At 64.1% G+C, this 17,525-nt stretch carries 13 protein-coding genes; 8 read left to right on the top strand and 5 right to left on the bottom strand.

Features of this window, described 5'->3' with window-relative positions; all coding sequences use genetic code 11:
* The first annotated feature begins 37 nt into the window (after window positions 1–37).
* The 6 genes from QC826_RS15440 to QC826_RS15415 all read left to right on the top strand — a co-directional run bounded on the left by QC826_RS15440 (window position 38) and on the right by QC826_RS15415 (window position 12,591).
* The gene (locus tag QC826_RS15440) at window positions 38–4,009 is read left to right on the top strand and encodes a hypothetical protein (RefSeq protein WP_279761403.1); all 3,972 of its coding nucleotides are present in this window, start codon (window positions 38–40) and stop codon (window positions 4,007–4,009) included.
* Between the two features lie 6 nt (window positions 4,010–4,015).
* The gene (locus QC826_RS15435) at window positions 4,016–5,539 is read left to right on the top strand and encodes a contractile injection system tape measure protein (protein WP_279761401.1); all 1,524 of its coding nucleotides are present in this window, start codon (window positions 4,016–4,018) and stop codon (window positions 5,537–5,539) included.
* 9 nt (window positions 5,540–5,548) lie between these two features.
* Entirely contained in the window at window positions 5,549–8,977 is a 3,429-nt protein-coding gene (locus tag QC826_RS15430) for a DUF4157 domain-containing protein (protein WP_279761400.1), read from the top strand.
* Complete coding sequence (locus tag QC826_RS15425) at window positions 8,928–9,065, top strand: hypothetical protein (protein WP_279761398.1); 138 nt, start codon at window positions 8,928–8,930, stop codon at window positions 9,063–9,065. The genes QC826_RS15430 and QC826_RS15425 overlap by 50 nt, the downstream gene beginning before the upstream one ends.
* A 3-nt stretch (window positions 9,066–9,068) precedes the next feature.
* Window positions 9,069–10,388 carry an ATP-binding protein gene (locus QC826_RS15420; protein WP_279761396.1) on the top strand — a complete coding sequence of 440 codons (1,320 nt, stop codon included), beginning with the start codon at window positions 9,069–9,071 and terminating at the stop codon, window positions 10,386–10,388.
* A 136-nt stretch (window positions 10,389–10,524) separates the two neighbouring features.
* Complete coding sequence (locus QC826_RS15415; protein WP_279761394.1) at window positions 10,525–12,591, top strand: sensor histidine kinase; 2,067 nt, start codon at window positions 10,525–10,527, stop codon at window positions 12,589–12,591.
* 59 nt (window positions 12,592–12,650) lie between these two features.
* Here the strand turns inward: QC826_RS15415 and QC826_RS15410 are convergent, their stop codons facing one another.
* Both QC826_RS15410 and QC826_RS15405 read right to left on the bottom strand, forming a co-directional pair.
* Window positions 12,651–13,190, bottom strand: coding sequence for a hypothetical protein (locus QC826_RS15410; RefSeq protein ID WP_279761392.1), 540 nt, complete (start codon window positions 13,188–13,190; stop codon window positions 12,651–12,653).
* Window positions 13,191–13,211: 21 nt separating this feature from the next.
* Window positions 13,212–13,664: a GNAT family N-acetyltransferase gene (locus QC826_RS15405; RefSeq protein ID WP_279761390.1), complete on the bottom strand. Its 453-nt coding sequence runs from the start codon at window positions 13,662–13,664 to the stop codon at window positions 13,212–13,214.
* Between the two features lie 267 nt (window positions 13,665–13,931).
* On the opposite strand from QC826_RS15405, the gene QC826_RS15400 reads away from it, so the two are divergent.
* Both QC826_RS15400 and QC826_RS15395 read left to right on the top strand, forming a co-directional pair.
* Window positions 13,932–14,222: a CopG family ribbon-helix-helix protein gene (locus tag QC826_RS15400; protein WP_279761389.1), complete on the top strand. Its 291-nt coding sequence runs from the start codon at window positions 13,932–13,934 to the stop codon at window positions 14,220–14,222.
* A gap of 18 nt (window positions 14,223–14,240) precedes the next feature.
* On the top strand, window positions 14,241–14,501 hold the full coding sequence (locus tag QC826_RS15395) for a type II toxin-antitoxin system RelE/ParE family toxin (RefSeq protein ID WP_313872882.1): 261 nt from the start codon (window positions 14,241–14,243) through the stop codon (window positions 14,499–14,501).
* A 47-nt stretch (window positions 14,502–14,548) separates the two neighbouring features.
* Here QC826_RS15395 and QC826_RS15390 read toward each other — a convergent pair whose 3' ends face one another.
* The 3 genes from QC826_RS15390 to QC826_RS15380 all read right to left on the bottom strand — a co-directional run bounded on the left by QC826_RS15390 (window position 14,549) and on the right by QC826_RS15380 (window position 17,107).
* The gene (locus QC826_RS15390) at window positions 14,549–15,235 is read right to left on the bottom strand and encodes an L-2-amino-thiazoline-4-carboxylic acid hydrolase (protein WP_279761387.1); all 687 of its coding nucleotides are present in this window, start codon (window positions 15,233–15,235) and stop codon (window positions 14,549–14,551) included.
* Between the two features lie 1,101 nt (window positions 15,236–16,336).
* Entirely contained in the window at window positions 16,337–16,663 is a 327-nt protein-coding gene (locus tag QC826_RS15385; RefSeq protein WP_279761385.1) for a hypothetical protein, read from the bottom strand.
* A 150-nt stretch (window positions 16,664–16,813) separates the two neighbouring features.
* Window positions 16,814–17,107 carry a toxin-antitoxin system YwqK family antitoxin gene (locus QC826_RS15380; protein WP_279761383.1) on the bottom strand — a complete coding sequence of 98 codons (294 nt, stop codon included), beginning with the start codon at window positions 17,105–17,107 and terminating at the stop codon, window positions 16,814–16,816.
* Window positions 17,108–17,525 lie beyond the last annotated feature (418 nt).

The following is a 17,525-nucleotide window of genomic DNA, read 5'->3' as shown; positions in this document are numbered from 1 at the left end:
CCAACACATACGCCATTTCCGAAAGACGGTGCTGAACATGAAAACTGTCCAAGACACATATCCTGTTTTCGAGGCCAACCAGGTCTTGTCGAATCTGCACCTGAACCAGCTGTTCGACTATCTGAACGAGCAGGAGCGGCTGACCCGCGCCAACCTGATCGGCGTCGGCATCGCCTGCGGCCTGACCCTCAAGCTCGACGACGCCACCACCACGCTGCACCTGGCGCCCGGTTGCGGCATCACCACCGAGGGCTATCTGGTCATCGAGGCCGACCCGGTGGCGTTGACCGCCTACCGCGAGTACAACCTGCCGCTCGACGTCGACTACCCGCTGCTGCGCGACAAAAGCCAGACCGGCCAGCCGTCCTATCCGCTGTGGGAGATGTTCCCGGCCGGCGAGCCGGACACCACGCCGCTAGCCAGCCCGGCCAGCTTCCTCGACAACAAAGCCGTGCTGCTGTTCGTCGAATTAAAGACCGAGGGGCTGCGCAACTGCAGCCCGAACGACTGCAACGACCGCGGTTCGCAAACGGTGGTCACCATCCGCCGCCTGCTGATCGGCGTGGCCGACCTGGCCAAGGTGATCGCCGAGGGCGCCGGGGAGGGCGGCGGCCTGACCACCGCCGATCTGGAGGCGCTCATGCTGGCCCGCCTCAACCTGCCCGACCTGGCGCTGCCGCGCTACGACGTGCCCAACACCGCGCCGACCACCTCCGAGCACGTGCTGGCGGCCTACCACACGGTGTTCCACTCGGCCCAACTGGCCACCAACACCGGCCAGGCGCTGAGCGCGGCCTACCAGGCGTTCAAGCCGCTGCTGCTGGAACGCTATCCCAGCGACCCCTTCGCCGGCTTCGGCGTCAAGTTCGGCTTCCTCGACAACGCCTTCGGCACGCCTGCGCAGATCGTCTTCCTACAGTACTACTACGACCTGTTCGACGACCTGCTGCGCGCCTACGACGAAATGCGCTGGAAGGGCGTGGAGCTGGTCTGCGCCTGCGTGCCGTCCGAGCTGCTGTTCCCGCGCCATTTGATGCTGGGCGTGCCGCGCCCGATCGGCATCAACCCCGCCCTGTACCGCCACGGTTTCACGCCGGCCTGCCACGGCGACCTGTTGGTCGACGAGTTCCTGCTGCTGTTCGGCCGCCTGGTCGGCATGCAGGACAGCTTCACCCACCAGCCGCCGCTGCCGTCGCAGGGCAACGACAGCTCGCTCGACCCACAGATCCGCATCACGCCCAGCACGCTGGGCTGCGCCGCGCTGGAGAAAAAAGCGCTGCCGTACTACTACCGGGTCGACCTCGTGCCACCGCTGTATCAGCTGTGGAGCCCGACCCGCAGCCGGCGCGGCCGCGCCAATCAAAACCTGGGCTACCGCGGCGTCGAGTACGTGCCGGCGGCGCCGGCCTTCGTCACCGAGCCGCTGCGCTTCGACCTCGAGCCGCACAACTTCCTGCGCATCGAGGGCCATCTGGGCAAGCAGTTCCAGCCCGTGTTGGCTACGCTGCTGAGCTTGAAGACGCGCCACCGCCTGCCGTTCGAGGTGGTCGCCCTGCGCACCGGCGCCTTCGACGAGAACGTGCCCCTGCTGGCCGGCGACACGGCGCGCTTTCCCGACCTGGAGGCCACCTACGATGTGCTGCGCGAGGAGCTGCTGACCAATCTCACCGAGGGCATCCGCTTCCTCTACAGCGTGCAGGCCAACACCGCGCTGCCGGGCGGCGTGCCCAAGCATCCGCTGCTCAAGCTGCGCGCGCCGAAGTTCGTCTACGACGCCAACACCGTCGGCGCCTGGTATGAAAAATACCTGGCCGGCTTCCTGGCGCGGCCCTACATCGACGTCGACCAGAACCAGATCGACCCCAACGCCGTGCTGATCGTCTACTGCGCGCTGTTCAGCGGCACTGTCGGGCTGCCCGCCGAGTTCTTCGCCTACGCCGTGTCGGTCTACTACATGACCAAGCTGTCCGAGACGCTGCCGGCCAGCCTGGACGTGCTGGCCTTCGCCGACTTCGAGAACAAGTGCCAGGATCTGCTGGGTCTGACCCACTTCTTCCGCGACCAGCAAAGCGCCGCCGTGTCGACCGACCTGCAGCAGTTCATGCCGAAGGAGGAGCTGATCGACCATTTCGACCAGGTGCTGTACGGCTCCAACCTGGACGCGATGCGGGCGGTGCACGACGAGTTCCTCGCCCGCATGCGCCAGCTCAAGCAGCAGCAGGTGCTGGCCTTCTTCCTGCAAAAGCACCCGGGCATCCAGCACAAGGCCGGCGTGCCGCTGGGCGGCACCTTCCTGCTGGTGTACCACGAGGCGGTGCTCGAGCAGACCGAAATCGGTACGGCGCTGCCGGCCCGGACGCAGGCGGCAGCCGCCGCGCCGCGCGGCAAGCGCCAAGCGATCCGCAGGGCGGCCCTGGCCGCCGCCGACCGCGCGGGCGGCGTCGCCAGCGCGGCCAGCGCGGCCAGCAATGCGGCCGCCGACGCCGCCCGCAGCACGTCCGGCTTCAACAAGGAGGCGCTGAACCGCGCGCTGCAACGCATCGGCGGCGACATCCGCTTCGCCCAGGACGCCGACGTGCAAGCGCTGATCGGCAACCTCACCGCCGTGGGCGGCATACTCTTTCCCGGCGTGGTCGGCCAGGTCGGCGATCCCATCGCCGACGCCGTCGGTGCGCTGGCCAACGGCGTGGTGATCGCCGACTTCTTCCTGCCGTACCGCTGCTGCGCCGACGGGCCGTGCATCCAGTACGTGCTGCCGCCGCCTCCGCTGGGCCTAGCCATCACGCTGGGCTGCACCGACGCCACCGGCGTCGCGCTGGCCACCTTGACGCCGGAGGGCGGCCTGGCGCCGATCAGCTACCAACTCGACGGCCAGCCCTTCAAGACGCTGACGCCGACGGTGGCGCTGAGCGTGGGCGAGCACACGCTGGCCATCCGCGACAGCGCCGGCTCGGAGTCGGCGCAGCAGACGGTGGCGGTGCCGTCGATGCTGCAACTGGGCGAGGCCAGCTTCAGCGACGACGTGACGAACATGACTTACCAGGTCGGGCTGACCGTGTCCGGCGGAGTGATGCCATATTTCACGGAATTCGGCTCAATCAATATCAATCAATATATCAGTCCGCCCGTGCCGAGCGGCGAGACGGCCATGGTGCTGGTGCGCGACGGCGCCGGTTGCGAGGTGATGCAGGACTACAGCCACGTGGTGGTGGCACCCTGCGATCTGCCCTGCGAGGGGATCGCGCGGCGCGCCGGCTACCGCTTCTGGCTGCCGGACAACGACCCGCAACGGCCGTTCCGCGCCTTCCGGGTCGCGGTGCCGAGCTTCAGTTTCGACTTCAAGGACGGCCAGGTGGTCGACCTGCGCACCGATGTGCAGCACATCTTCGAGGCGACCACGGTCGACGACCTGAACAAGGACTACGAGGCGGTGGTGCGCGGCTGGGTCCAGCGCATCAACGAGCTGACCACCAAGGCGGTCGGCGACGCCGACTGGCTGCTGCTGGACTACGACACCAAGACCGGCGTGCCGGCGCTGTGGATCGAAGGCTTCGACTGTCTGAGCTTCAATATCCAGATCGCCTCCGAGTTCAGCCGCCCCAGCCAGCAGGGCGGCCTGCTGTTCCAGTACGCGCCGGCCGGCACCACCATCAATATCAACGAGGGCACACTCCAGGTGCCGGCCTTCAATCCCAGCCATATCGACAAATGCGATCCGTCGCGGCCGGTCACGCCGGTATGCGGGCCGCTGGATATCGGCTTCAATTTCGACATTGGCGTCGACAACAACCGGGTCTTCCTCAACGTAGGCATTTCCGGCGGCGTAGAGCTGGAAGTCTTCACTTGGGAGGTGCAGGACTGCTCCCCGTCGATCGTCAACGGACGGTCGGCATCGGTGTCCATCGTCAACAGCGAGCCGCCGGTCAAGAGCGTCCGCCTGTGCGCCTACACCAAGGAAGGCTGCATGGTGGTCGGCTTCACGCAAGTCAACGTCGGCAGCCCGGGCTAGCGCGCCATGCAGCCGAGCGCGCCCCACAGCATCCTGCGCCAGTACGTCGAGGTGCGGATGGCCGGCAGCGAGGCCGAGGCGCTGGCCTTGCAGGGCCGGCTGGCGGGCCTGTGCGCGCAGTGGCTGACGCCGGTGATCGAACGCGCGCTGGAACGCTGCTGTCCGCCGCGCGGCGTGCTGCGCATCGAGCGGCTGGAGGTGGACGCCGGCAGCGTCGCGCTGGGGCGGTTGGAGCAGGATCTGCCGGCGCTGCTGGAGCGCTGTCTGGACCAGGCGCTCGGCGTCCATCTGGCCGGCGGCGCGGGCGGCGCCGCCGACGGGCGGGCCGCGCCGCGCCACATCGGCCTGGCGCAGGCGCTGGACGAGGCGCTGGCCCACTTCCTGCGCTACGGCACGCTGCCGGCCGCGTTGCACCTGGCCGCGGGCATGGACTTCGAGGCCACCTTGTTGGCCGCCTGGCGCGCCGACGGCGGCGCGCTGGCGGCGCTGGATTCGGCCGCGACGGCGCCCGCCTGGGCCGCCGCGCCCGGCGCGCCCACGGCCGGACAGGCGGCGGGCTCCGCACTGGCGAGCGGGCAAGTGGCCGCGCCGCCGGCGCCGACGGCCGACCTGATGGCGGCGCTGCGCGGCTCCAGCGCGCTGCGCCGCCTGTGCGGCCAGTTCTCGACCGGCTTCCAGTTGCTGCTGCTGGCGCGCCTGTCGCCCGCGCTGGCGGCGGCGCTGCAGGCCAGCCTGGCGCAGTTGCGCGCGCGAGCCCAGGGCGCCACGGCCGAGGCGGGCGCGCGGCTGCTGTGCCGCGCCGGGCTGGAGCTGGCGCTGCACGGCCGCGTCGGCGACGCCAGGCTGCCGCTGCATGGCGCGCTGTGGCGCGGCCTGCCCGAGCAGGCCGCGCGCGCCGCGCTGGCCGCCTTGCATCCGGCCGCGCCGCGCGGCGACCGGGGCCGCGCGCCGGCCGTGCTGCGCGCGCCGCCCGGCGAACGCGGGCGTCCGGCGGCCCGGCCGGACGTGGCGCGCGGCGACGAACACCCGGACCGACGCCACGGCATCTACCTCGACAACGCCGGCCTGGTGCTGCTGCATCCCTTCCTGCCGCGCCTGTTCGACGCGCTGGGATTCAGCCAGGAGGGGCGTCTGCTGCGGCCGGGCAGGGCGCTGGCGCTGCTGTACTTCCTCGCCAGCGGGCGGCCCAGCGCGCCGGAGTACGCGCTGGCGCTGCCCAAGCTGCTGTGCGCGCTGCCGCTGACGGCCACCGTGGAGGACGGCGTGGTGTTGACCGCCGCCGAGTGCGCCGAGGCCGAGGCGCTGCTGGCGGCGGTGATCGGCCACTGGACGGCGCTGCGCAACACCTCGCCCGACGGCCTGCGCGGCGCCTTCCTGCTGCGCGCCGGCAAGCTGAGCGAGCGCGCCGGCGAGTGGCTGCTGCAGGTCGAGCCGCAGACCGCCGACATCCTGCTGGGCGATCTGCCGTGGGGCATCTCGGCGGTGCGGCTGCCGTGGATGGAGCGCATCCTGTGGGTCGAATGGACTTAGCGGACCGCCATGAAAACCAGCGCAGAGAAATCCACCACATCCACCACCACCACGCCGGCCACGGCACATCGGGCCGGCCAGCAGCCGTTCTTCCAAAAGAGCGGCCTGGACGAGCGCGCCGCGCCGCGCGGCGGCGCGATGCCGGCCAAGGTGGTGCAGGCCAAGCTGAGCGTCAACCAACCGGGCGACCACTTCGAGCGGGAGGCCGAACGCATGGCCGACCACGTGATGAGCGCGCCGACCATCGTCAAGCCCGAGTGGGCCACCGGCCGCGCCAGCGACTGGGCCTCGATGGCCGGCGACCGGCTGCAGAAGAAGGAGGCCGAACGCGTCCAGGGCAAAGACGCCGAAGCGGCGCCGCGCAAGGAGGCTGAACGGGGCCAGCGCAAAGACAGCGGGCGCGTGCAGCGCAAGGAGGCCGAGCCGGCACAGCGCAAGGAGGCCGAGCGCATCCAACGCAAAGACGGCGAGCGGGTGCAGCGCAAGGAAAGCGGTGCCGCGCCGCAGGTCGACAGCGCCACCCAGTCGGCGCTGATGAACCAGATGAGCGGCGGCGAGGCGCTGTCGGCCGAGACGCGCGGCTTCATGGAGCCGCGCTTCGGCGCCGACTTCAGCGGCGTGCGGGTGCACCGCGACAGGGAATCGGCCGGCCTGAGCAACCGCCTTGGCGCGCGCGCCTTCACCCTGCGCAACCACGTCTTCTTCTCGGATAACCAGTTCCAGCCCGGCACGCGCGACGGCAAGCATCTGCTGGCGCACGAGCTGACCCACACCATCCAGCAGGGCCAGTCGGTGCGGCGCAGCGCGCAGCCTGCCGTCGAGCGCGGCGCGCAGCCGGCCGTGCAGCGCAGCCCGCAGGTGTCGACCAACAGCGCCACGCCGGCGATCCAGCGCCTGGGCGTGCAGGACGCGCTCGACTACTTCGCCGACAAGGCCTACTACATCCCCGGCTACCGCCTGCTGACCATCGTCCTGGGCTTCAACCCGATCAACCAGCGCAGCGCCGACCGCAGCGCCGCCAACATCCTGCGCGCCCTGGTCGAGTTGATCCCCGGCGGCGCGCTGATCGCCCAGGCGCTGGACAACCACGGCGTGTTCACCCGCGCCGGCGCCTGGGTCGAGCAGCAGCTGGCCACGCTGGGCGACATCGGCGGCGCCATCGTCGCCGGCCTGGCGCGTTTCATCGACTCGCTCAGCTGGCGCGACATCTTCGACCTGGGCGGCGTGTGGGACCGCGCCAAGGCGATCTTCACCAACCCCATCGGCCGGCTGATCTCCTTCGGCGCCGGCGTCGTGACGGGGCTGATGGCCATCGTGCGCGAGGTGGTGCTGCGCCCGCTGGCCGCGCTGGCCGAGGGCACCGCCGGCTACGACCTGCTGAAGGCCGTGCTGGGCCAGGACCCGGTCACCGGCGAGGCGGTGCCGCGCTCGCCGGCCCTGCTGATCGGCGGCTTCATGAAGCTGATCGGCCAGGAGGAGGTGTGGCAGAACATCCAGAAGGGCAACGCCATCGGCCGCGCCTGGGACTGGTTCCAGGGCGCGCTGGAGGGGCTGATGGGCTTCGTGCGCGCCATCCCCGGCCAGATCGTGGACACGCTGCGCAGCATCACCTGGCAGGACGTGCTGACCATCACCGGCCTGTTTTCCAAGGTGGGGCGGGCCTTCCTCAACGTCGCCGGGCAGTTCCTCAGCTGGGCCGGGGCGCAGGTCATCACGCTGTTGGAGATCATCTTCTCGGTGGTGGCGCCGCGCGCCGTCCCCTACATCAAGAAGGCGCAGGGCGCCTTCCGCAGCATCATCCAGAACCCGATCGGCTTCGTCGGCAACCTGGTGCGCGCCGGCAAGCTGGGTTTCCAAAACTTCGCCGCCAACATCGGCGCGCATTTGAAGACGGCGCTGATCAAGTGGATCACCGGGCCGCTGGGCGAGGCCGGCGTCTACATTCCCAAGGAGTTCAGCCTGATCGAGATCGTCAAGCTGGTGCTGTCGGTGCTCGGCCTGACCTGGACCAACATCCGCTCCAAGCTGGTCAAGATCATCCCCGACCCGGTGTTGACGGTGCTGGAGAAGACCGCCGGCGTGCTGGTGACCCTGGTGCGCGACGGCCCGGCGGCGGCCTGGCAGGAGATCAAGAACGAACTCAACGAGCTGAAGGACAGCATGATCGCCAAGGTCACCGAGATGGTCACCACCGAGATCGTCAAGGCCGCCGTGACCAAGCTGGTGACCATGCTCAACCCGGCCGGCGCGGTGATCCAGGCGATCATCGCGATCTACAACACGATCAGCTTCTTCATCCAGAAGATCAACCAGATCGCCGCCGTGGTGGCCTCCTTCATCGACTCGATCGCCGCCATCGCCGCCGGCCAGCTCGGCCCCGCCGCCAAGCGCGTCGAGCAGACGCTGGCCAACACGCTGCTCATCGTGATCGGCTTCCTGGCCAAGTTCGCCGGCCTGGGCGGCATACCGGACAAGCTGGTCGGCGTGGTCAAGAAGATCCGCGCGCCGATCGACAAGGCGCCTCGACAAGATCGTCGCCTGGCTCGGCGGCCTGCTCAAGAAGATAGGCGCGGCGGCCAAGGCGGGCCTGCGCAAGCTGCTCAACTGGTGGCGCAAGAAGGTGCCGGTCAAGGGCGGCGGCGAAAGCCACACCTTGACCTTCGCCGGCGAGGGCAAGGCGGCCAAGCTGGTGCTGCGCTCCGACCCGGCGCTGCCCTCGGTGTTCCTGACCGCCACGGCGACCACGCGCCGCCTGGCGAAGGCGAAGAGCGCCAAGCCGATCAGCACGGCGGTGACCCACGAGGAGGCGATCGTGCCGATCCAAAAGGAGCTGCGCGAGCTGGACGACGCCGGCCCCGACTCCACCACCGCCGACACCGCCTCCGGCAAGGCCGCCACCAAGGCCGACAAGCTGTCCAAACAGCTCGACGGCAAGCTGGCCACGCTGGCGGCCCACGTCGGCGAAACGCTGGAGGACTGGCAGGTGAACGATCCGGAGGTGACGAAGGACGACATCGCCATCACCCGCGGCAGCTTCAGCTTCCAGCAGAAGGTGCGCGTCGGCGAGCAGCACGCCGACAAGAGCGAGCTGGCCTACGACAGCAAGAACAAGGCCTGGAGCAAGCTGGGCACGCGCGACGGCGCCCGGCTGGGGCGGCGCCACGTCATCTCGGCGCACGACATGTCGACCCACTACAACACCGCGCTGGTCGGCAAGAAGGTCTCCGAGGCCAAGGTGCTGCTGGAGCAGCGCGGTTCGGTGGGCGACGCGCTGACGCCGGTGCCCGACCTGAAGCTGGCCAGCCTGCAGGCCTCCGCCAAGACGCGCTACAACAAGTTCTTTGGCTACGCCCGCAACCTGTTCATCGGCGACCAGCTGGAGAACAGCATGCTGCAGGCGAACATCGACCCCTTCCATCCCGAGATGGCCGGCAATGACAAGAAGCTCGACGAGCACGTGCGCCACATCAAGCGCGGCTGGGCGCTGGACGGCACGCTGAAGGTCACCGGCTTGGACGAAGCCTAGTCTATGTCCGCCGTCAACCTGCAGACCGCCTTGCACTACCTGCGCGCCATCATCCTGGCGCGCCTGCGCGACGCCGCGCCGGACGAGCTGGAACGCTCCGTCAACGACACCGCCTGGTACGACGACGGCTCGCCCTTCGCCCGCTTCGTCGAGCGGCACCAGCCGGCCTTCGAGGAATACATCGTGCTGCTGCTGGCCTTGTCGCCCAACGTGCACCCGACGTTTTTGAACGACGTCATCGCCAACCACCTGCCGGACGGCGGCGACTTCGCCGCCTTCGGCGGCGTGCGCGTCAACGGCCACCGTGGCGTCATCCCCACCGGCGAGACGGCGCAGTTCATCCTGGCCGGCGACAACCTGGTCAACCGCCTGCAGGTGCAGCGCATGCTGGGCGGCGGCCACTGGTTCGCCCGCCAGCGCGTGCTGTGGCTCGAAGCGGTGCAGGAGGGCGAGCCGGCCATGAGCGGGCGCTTGATCCTGGCGCCGGAGGTGGTCGAACTGCTCACCGTCGGCGCGGTCAGCAAGCCGCGCTTTTCCAGCGCCTTCCCGGCCGAGCTGCTGGAGACGGAAATGGAGTGGGACGACCTGGTGCTGAACCCGGACACGCGGCGGCAGATCCGCGACATCGAACACTGGACCGTGCACAAGGACACCCTGCTGCGCGACTGGGGCATGGGCCGCAAGATGAAGCCGGGCTACCGCGCCCTGTTCTACGGCCCGCCCGGCACCGGCAAGACGCTGACGGCCACGCTGCTGGGCAAGCAGACCGGCCTGGACGTCTACCGCATCGACCTGTCGCGGGTGGTGTCGAAGTTCATCGGCGAGACCGAGAAGAACCTGGCCAATCTGTTCGACAAGGCCGAGAACAAGCAGTGGATCTTGTTCTTCGACGAGGCCGACGCGCTGTTCGGCAAGCGCACCGACATCCGCGACGCCCACGACAAATACGCCAACCAGGAGGTGGCCTACCTGCTGCAGCGCATCGAGAGCTACAACGGCCTGGTGATCCTGGCCACCAACCAGCGCGGCAACATCGACGACGCCTTCGTGCGCCGCTTCCAGGCGATGATCCATTTCCCGCTGCCCGGCGTGGCCGAGCGCGAGGCGATCTGGCGCAAGAGCATGCCGCCGCAGATCGTCCTGGCCGACGACGTGCGCTGGCCGGCGGTGGCGGCCAGCCACGAATTGAGCGGCGCCAGCATCCTGAATATTTGTCACTACTGCGCGCTGCAAGTGTTGGCAAATGACAACATTGCACTGTCCGCCGCCGCGCTCGAGGCCGGGGTGATGCGCGAATACGTCAAGGAGGGCAGGGTGGTGTAGCGGTGCCAAGGCGCCAAAACTGGCCACAGCGGGCCACAACGGGCCACTTTGTGTTTGCAATCCGACGCGCATGTCCTATACAGTGTCAGTGAGCGAGGCGCCCTGCGCCGGCTAGCGGCGCAGACTGGAGGAGGATATGTTGGCATCGAACACGCATCCTCCCGCCACCGGGACGGACAGCAAGGCGCACGCCGAGGCGCAGCTGCAACTGCTGCGCGAGTACCTGACCGGCTTCGAGCTGGCGCATTTCTCGTCGTCGCTGCAGTTGATCCGCCAGATGCCGCTGGCGCCCGGCCAGGCGCTGGAACTGGAGGCCTTTCAGATCCTGGCGCAGTCGCTGCACGACGACGCGCCGCCGAACGAGCTGCTGCTGCGCGCCAAGAGCGTGCAGATGCAGGCCCAATCCGAAAACTTCCCCATGGCCCAGGCCGCCGCCTGGCGCGCCCTGCAATGGGTGCAGACCCGCATGCGGCTGTACCACGCCGCGCTCGACAGCGTGGCGCGCGCCGGCGAGCTGTACCAGCGTTGCGGCCAGGACGCCCTGGCCGTGCAGATGCGGGCGATCCGCTGCACCGTGCTGTTCAGCTCGGAGATGTATGTCGAGCTGCGGCAAAACTGCGCCGAGCTGCTCGGCCACCCGGACGGCCTGGCCGCGCCGGTGCGCGCCCTGCTGCTCAACTATTCCGCCTCGGCCGCCTACTACCTGGCCATCGAGGAGGACGACGAGGACAGCGCCGCGCCCCACTGGGACGACTGCCTGGCGCTGCGCCAGCAGGCGCTGGCGCTGGCCTGCGCCGAGGGCCTGCACTACCACGAGGGGCTGGCGCTGCTGAACCTGGCGGTGGTGACGGCCACGCTGGGACGGGCGGCCGAGAGCCGCGAGTATCTGCGCCAGTTCCACCGGCGGGTCGAGCCGGAGCACGTGCAGCCCTACTGGGTGCTCGGCCTGCGCCTGTGCGAGGTCTTGCTCGGCTGCGTGGAATTGCCGCGCGAGCAGGCCTGGCGCACGCTGCTCGCCTTCGACGCCGAGCTGGCGCTGGAGCCGCCGCACAGCATCGGCTCGCGCGAGATCGTCTCGCACACCATCCGCCGCTACGGCCGCCAGTGGGGCTATCTGGAGCAGACGCTGCAGGCCTGCATCAGCCAGGTGCGGGTCGAACGGCGCCACAAGCGCGAGATCGCCAACGCGCTGGGCGAGACCATCAACGCCGTCATGGAGCGGCCCCACTTGCAACACGAGAACGCCCAGCTGGCCCAGCACGGCACGGCGCTGGAAAACTCCCTGGCGCAGCGCAACATCGAGCTGAGCAACGCGCTGTGCAAGGTGCAGGCCGAGGTCAGCGTGCGCCAGGCGGCCGAGGCGGCGCTGCGCCGCGCCCACGACGAGCTCGAGGAGCAGGTGCGCGCGCGCACCGGCGAGTTGGAGCTGGCCATGCGCTCGCTGATGCAGCAGGAGAAGCAGCTGGGCATGTCGCGCATGGTGGTGGGCATGGCGCACGAGATGAACACACCGCTGGGCAACGCCCGGGTGGCCGCAAGCGCCATCGCCGAGCAGGGCGTCGAGCTGCAGCGCAACCTGGCCGGCGGCACGCTGAAGCGCAGCCAGCTGCAGGCGCTGCTGTCCCACGTGGCCGACGGCGGCGCGCTGCTGGAACGGGCCATCAGCCAGATCAGCGCGCTGGTCGAGCGCTTCAAGGGCTTGTCCAGCCATCCCGAGCAGGAGGCTTGCGGCAGGTTTGACATGGCCGAGTTGCTGCGCATGTGCCAGGGCCACTGGCAGCCGCTGATGGGGCCGCAGTCGGTGCGCATGCGGCTGGAGCTGCCCGAGGAATTATGGCTGAGTGGCTACGGCAACGGCTGCCGCCAGGTGTTCCAGCAACTGTTCGAAAACAGCATCTACCACGGCTTCAAGGGGCGGACGGGCGGCGAGATCGTCGTGGCCGCCAGTCGCGTGGGCGAGGAGCTGTTGATCGAGTGGGCCGACGACGGCAACGGCATCGCCGCCGAGCATCTGGGCAAGGTGTTCGAACCCTTCTTCACCACCCAGCTGGGCCAGAGCGGCGCCGGCCTGGGCCTGGCCAGCGTGCACAGCCTAGTGGTGGACATGATGAAGGGCAGCGTGGCCATCGCCAGCGCGCCGGGGGAGGGCGCGCGGGTGCTGCTGCGCTTGCCGGTGGCGGGCGGCGGGGTGGAGTTGGTGTAGCTAGGGCCTTCTGTTTGCGTGGGCTACGCCATCTCCAGGTCGGCTCGAATCTTAGAACGTCATTTTAAGACGCCGGACAAGGGATAGAAATCCTCGACGACCTTGGAACCATACACGCCATTCTCCTGGTACATGGTCTGTGCGCCGCCCCAAATGACGTCCGGGTATTTGCTTAGCTGGGTAATCTGGGCGCTAATATGAGGAAAGGTAATGGTTTCCACTGCTTTTTGAATCGGCAGCCACTTGATTTCCTCGATGAGCTCAGGGTTTTTTAGCTCCCCGCTCTTGATTTTTGTCGTATAGATCAGTCTTGTCGATACTTGACTGCCCTTCAGCGTGAAGACGCCCCTTAGCGTAGGCGTGGCGATTTTCACGCCATAGCCGGCAGCCAGCTCGTCAAGGCCTTGCGCAATGGTCAGGCGATCGTCTTGATACCAGCCCGGGGTAACCCAGCGGTTCGAGTTCTTGATTTTGACGACCATCAGCTCGTTCTTTTCGTTCAAAAGAAGCAGGCGATGGAAGGTTGATGTCTTGGGCGCCTCTTGCGCGTACAGCGATTGGGAGAGCAGCATACTAGTCAGCAGTAAAACAATCTTCACAATGACACTCCTTGGTCAGGATTATTTTCGGATAGGGTAGATATACGCGAAGTCGTCGTCGCGCTCCCAACCTTCTGCCTCGTAAAGTGCTTGCGCGCCCGTGTTGGTGATCGCGGTGGAAAGCCCAAGACGAAGTGCGCCAACTGTTTTCGCAAAATCAACGGCTGCGGACATCAGTTTAGATCCCACGCCCTTGCGACGCCCCGACGCATTGACGAACAAGTCATTCAGGATGTAGATCCGCTCCAAAGAAACGCTCGAAAAGCTCGGATACAGCTGCGTAAAACCGACAGGATTGCTTCCTTCGTGCGCAATAAACAGCACCGATTCGCCGTGATTGAACCGGTCTATGAGGAATTTCTTCGCCGCCGCCACATCGCTGTCGCGTCCGTAGAATTGGCGGTAACCATCAAATAGGACTGACAATGCTTCAATATCTGCAAGTACGGCCTGACGAATACTAATAGTGCTCACGTGGTTCCTATCGATGAAAGTAGATTGAAATACCTTGCCGCCAGCGGACGAGCTTGCAACTCGAGTTCAGTTTGCCGTCGCACTTTGCCTTGCCGAGCAATTATAGTTTCAAAAAGCAAGATGCCGGCTGACTAAAGATGCAAATTTTACATTTTTTTGGCATGCTGGCTCCGGCCGGGCGGGAGAGAAGGGGGGGGCGTAGCCGTCTAGTCGGGTTGTCTTAGGTATGCTAAGGTCTAGCTATCGACACCTGTTTGGGAGCGCATCATGGCAAGCTCGAGTACGAGTGCGATCGCATTTAAATTTGACCAGGAGACTCAGGAGCGAGTCGAACGTTTCGCGGAGGCGCGCCAGAGCACGCCGCATGGAGTGGTGAGTGAGGCCATTCACCAGTATCTCGATCGAGAGGAAAAACGCGAAGCACTGCGTTTGGATACGCTCAACGCATGGACGGAATGCGAAACCACCGGCTTGCACGTCAACGCGGACGAGGTAAGCGCCTGGCTAGATAGCTGGGGGAAAGAAGACGAGCTACCCGCCCCCAAAAGCCACATGTAAGATTCTCCCCCTGCGGCGCTGCGTGATCTCGAACGACTGCGCGAATTTCTCGGGGCAAAAAAACCAGCTGCCGCGAAGCGGGCTGCAGCAGCCATCGTCAAGTCCATTCAATTACTCGGCCAGCAACCGCAGATCGGTAGGCCCATCGGGGACTTGGACTTGGCATATCGTGAGCTGCCTATCACCTTTGGAAACACCGAGTACATCGCGCGCTACCGCTACGCTGACGACACCGTCACCATCCTCAGAATTCACCATCAAAGAGAGGCGGACCGCTGACGTTGCAGTAACCGGCAACTGCGGTCCCATTGCCGACCTTGCTTAAGCTAGTCTCGCGACCGAGAGAATCGGAAATTGCAGTGGCTCGCGCCGCCAGCCAAGGTTTGTGTCCTTTCCAGGTGGATGCCTCGCGCCGCATAGGCGACGAAATCAAGCCCACAAATGTTCGGCAGAATTTCTTTGTCTTCATGGTGCGCCGCGAATTTGCAAAAGCCGCAGGCTGTGTAGTTGATGCCGAATTCAAAGCTGTCATTCGGGCCAGGCTCAACGAAATCGTAGACGAAGTCTTCCGGGAACTCTTTCTGATGGCTTTCTGTCGCGCTTTTTGTCGCCTGCTCGCGCAGCAAAGACTGATTCTCTAGCGACATGAACTGTCGCCCCGAGTCGAGCCGTTCCCCTTCGGGCACGGTGAGCAATTGGGCCTTGTAGGTCTCTCGCTCGATTTCGCCAATCATGGACACCGGCACGCCGTGTCGCCGCAAGACCCGGCTGATGGCCAAAAAGCCCAGGAGGCGCATGAAGAAATCACTCATACGACTCGCCGCACCTCCGACATAGGGTATTTGGGTGAGAACGATGTCGAATTCTGCCATCACCTCCTGCCTAATCCCATCCATATTGGATAGTTGCGCGCGTTCGGACAACATCGCTTCGGCAAGGTCGAGGCGATGGCGCATGGCGGCCTGCATTGCACCGCGATGCGACTCGTAAAAGGGATGGATGATCTCCGCCATGGGGCTCCTCGCTAACCAACAGTCGATTGCATGTTTACTCGACAACTCAGCCCGTACAGGGCTACCCAGCTTGCCGCCGCGCGCCGCCTCAGCAGCCAATTATAGTTTCAGAAAGAAAGAAGCAGACATACGAAAGATGGTAATTTCGCATTGTCTTGGCATTCCTGCTCCTGCCGGAGACTGAGGGAATTGTCGCCTACATGAATGATCGGCGGGTAACGCCCCATTGCGGACATTCGCATTTACTTCCCAAACGCCGCTGCTCGCGGAACGTTACGGTTTGGGCTCTGTATCGAAGTTATCACTCGAACCACAAACTTCCAGTTAAACCTCAATTTGGTCTCTGCGCCTGAATTTCTGCAGCTCCCAGACCGATAGACTAGATGGATGCGCTTGGCATGAAAGAGCAGCAATAGCATTTTCGTATTCTGTTCGCGAATCGCTTGTAGTCCAATCATAGTTAAGACCCGCAAGGTCACGAATTATTCCATCGATAGGACAATGCGGAGGTTCCTCAATGAATCCACCTACCCAGAGATATTTCAAATGAAGGTTCACGAGCTTTTGAGCGATACCAAATCGTAGACGACCGCCGTGAAGATATGTGCTGTAGGTTTGGCTGATTCTTTCAGCTAAGGAGAAAATGTAGTCGCAATGGTATGCCCCAGATACACGTCCGTTCGAGTATGCCGATTCTATCGCTTGCAGTTCCTCGCGTAACGCGTCTTTGAAAGGGGTTCGTTGGTATTCCCGGAAAGCGGTTGCGTAAATTGGAGCTTCACCATTCCGGGTCGATAGCGCGGCCTTTAGGGTAAGTATGCCAAGCTCGTAGCGCAAAAATTTAGTCTTGTCTTGATGCAAAGGCATGGCGTATTTCCGATTGGATGTGGTACTGTTTTTTTGGGAAAAGCATCGATACGTCAGAGAAAGAAAAGGCAAACTCCTACTGTGGATATACGACTACCTACCGGCTGCTCCTGGCCGAATACGGATTCTCAGCGAGCTACTCAGGCCGCCATCCATGTACGCCAGCTTCAGACCAACAATCTTTGATAGAGTTCTGAGAGATATGCGCAAGAGCACATCAGTTACAGACAGAATTTAAATTGCATATCCTTTTACCCCATCTATAAAATCTCGAAGAATTTTTTCAATATGCAAATATCCTTCTCCACCAATATAACTTATGCGAAGTTGTCCATTTTCGAAAATTTCAAAACCTTCGAATTTAGGCAAAATAGAAAAAGGATAAGGTTTTTTAGCTTTAGCTGCAACATAGTAATTCCAGCAGTTATTTGACTCGCAATTCATTGACATAAAAATAGTTTCCGCATTCTGCTTATCAGCAATAGACTCGAAATTGCATGCAACATCACCAAAAAATATTTTTCGTTCATGCGCATCAGCGTCGAAGCTCAAAACCTTCATGGAATTACCCTTTCTATGAATGCTGGATTTTATATTGAAAGTATTTACGAGAATCAGTAGTTCGGTACCGAGATATTCAAGGAATGGAGAACACCAATGTCCCCTTGTGGCCGATTTGAGACAGACGTCCGAGTGAGTTTGCATAAGACATCACTCGATGACCTCGTTGCCGTCTTGATCCCAGTACCGCCACCTACCGACTTCAATACCTTGCTCATAAAGTCCCTCGGCGGCCAGTTGCCCATTCGGATAATAATCACGCCACTCCCCATGCTCAACTCCGTTCATATAAGTTCCCTCGGATGCAAGTTCGCCATTTTCATGATGTTCACGGTAAAGTCCATGCCGTATCCATTTTTTTCCATCGTCTGACAAATATCGCCCATAACGGCATTTCAACTTTCCAGACAGGTAAGGAATCTCGGCAATATTAAGGTCAAGCATTTTCCTCATTCCAAATTGAAAAACTCTGAGTGTCCATGTAGATGCGTCTAGGGGAGGCCGATGGTTGTAGCAAAGCTATGGTCCGCCTCTGGTCGGAAGCCGGCGCACCAGCGCCACGTCCCTCGCGTTAGCCCGGCTTCCTGCGTGCCTTCTCCATTTTTAGAATGGAATCACATTCTTCTAGTGTAGGAATTGTGCGGTCAGTGAGGATGCTATGCCAGCCTCCACACCCAGGTGTCGAGCATCCGCACTTGGTTGCTCGAATTGGATGCTGAGTAAACCCCTCACGCCTTTGTAAGCTGTTGGTTCGCTCTTCGCTTTTAACAAGATCAACAATAGCATCTCGCGTCAGAAATTTTCCTGCCATTGAAGCCCCCTAAATATTAGCTTCCGATTCAGTCCTAACCTGGAATGGCTG

It is taken from the genome of Rugamonas sp. DEMB1 (assembly GCF_029834475.1).
Classification (GTDB): Bacteria; Pseudomonadota; Gammaproteobacteria; order Burkholderiales; family Burkholderiaceae_D; genus Rugamonas; species Rugamonas rubra.
This window is presented reverse-complemented; position numbering and strand designations above follow the sequence as displayed.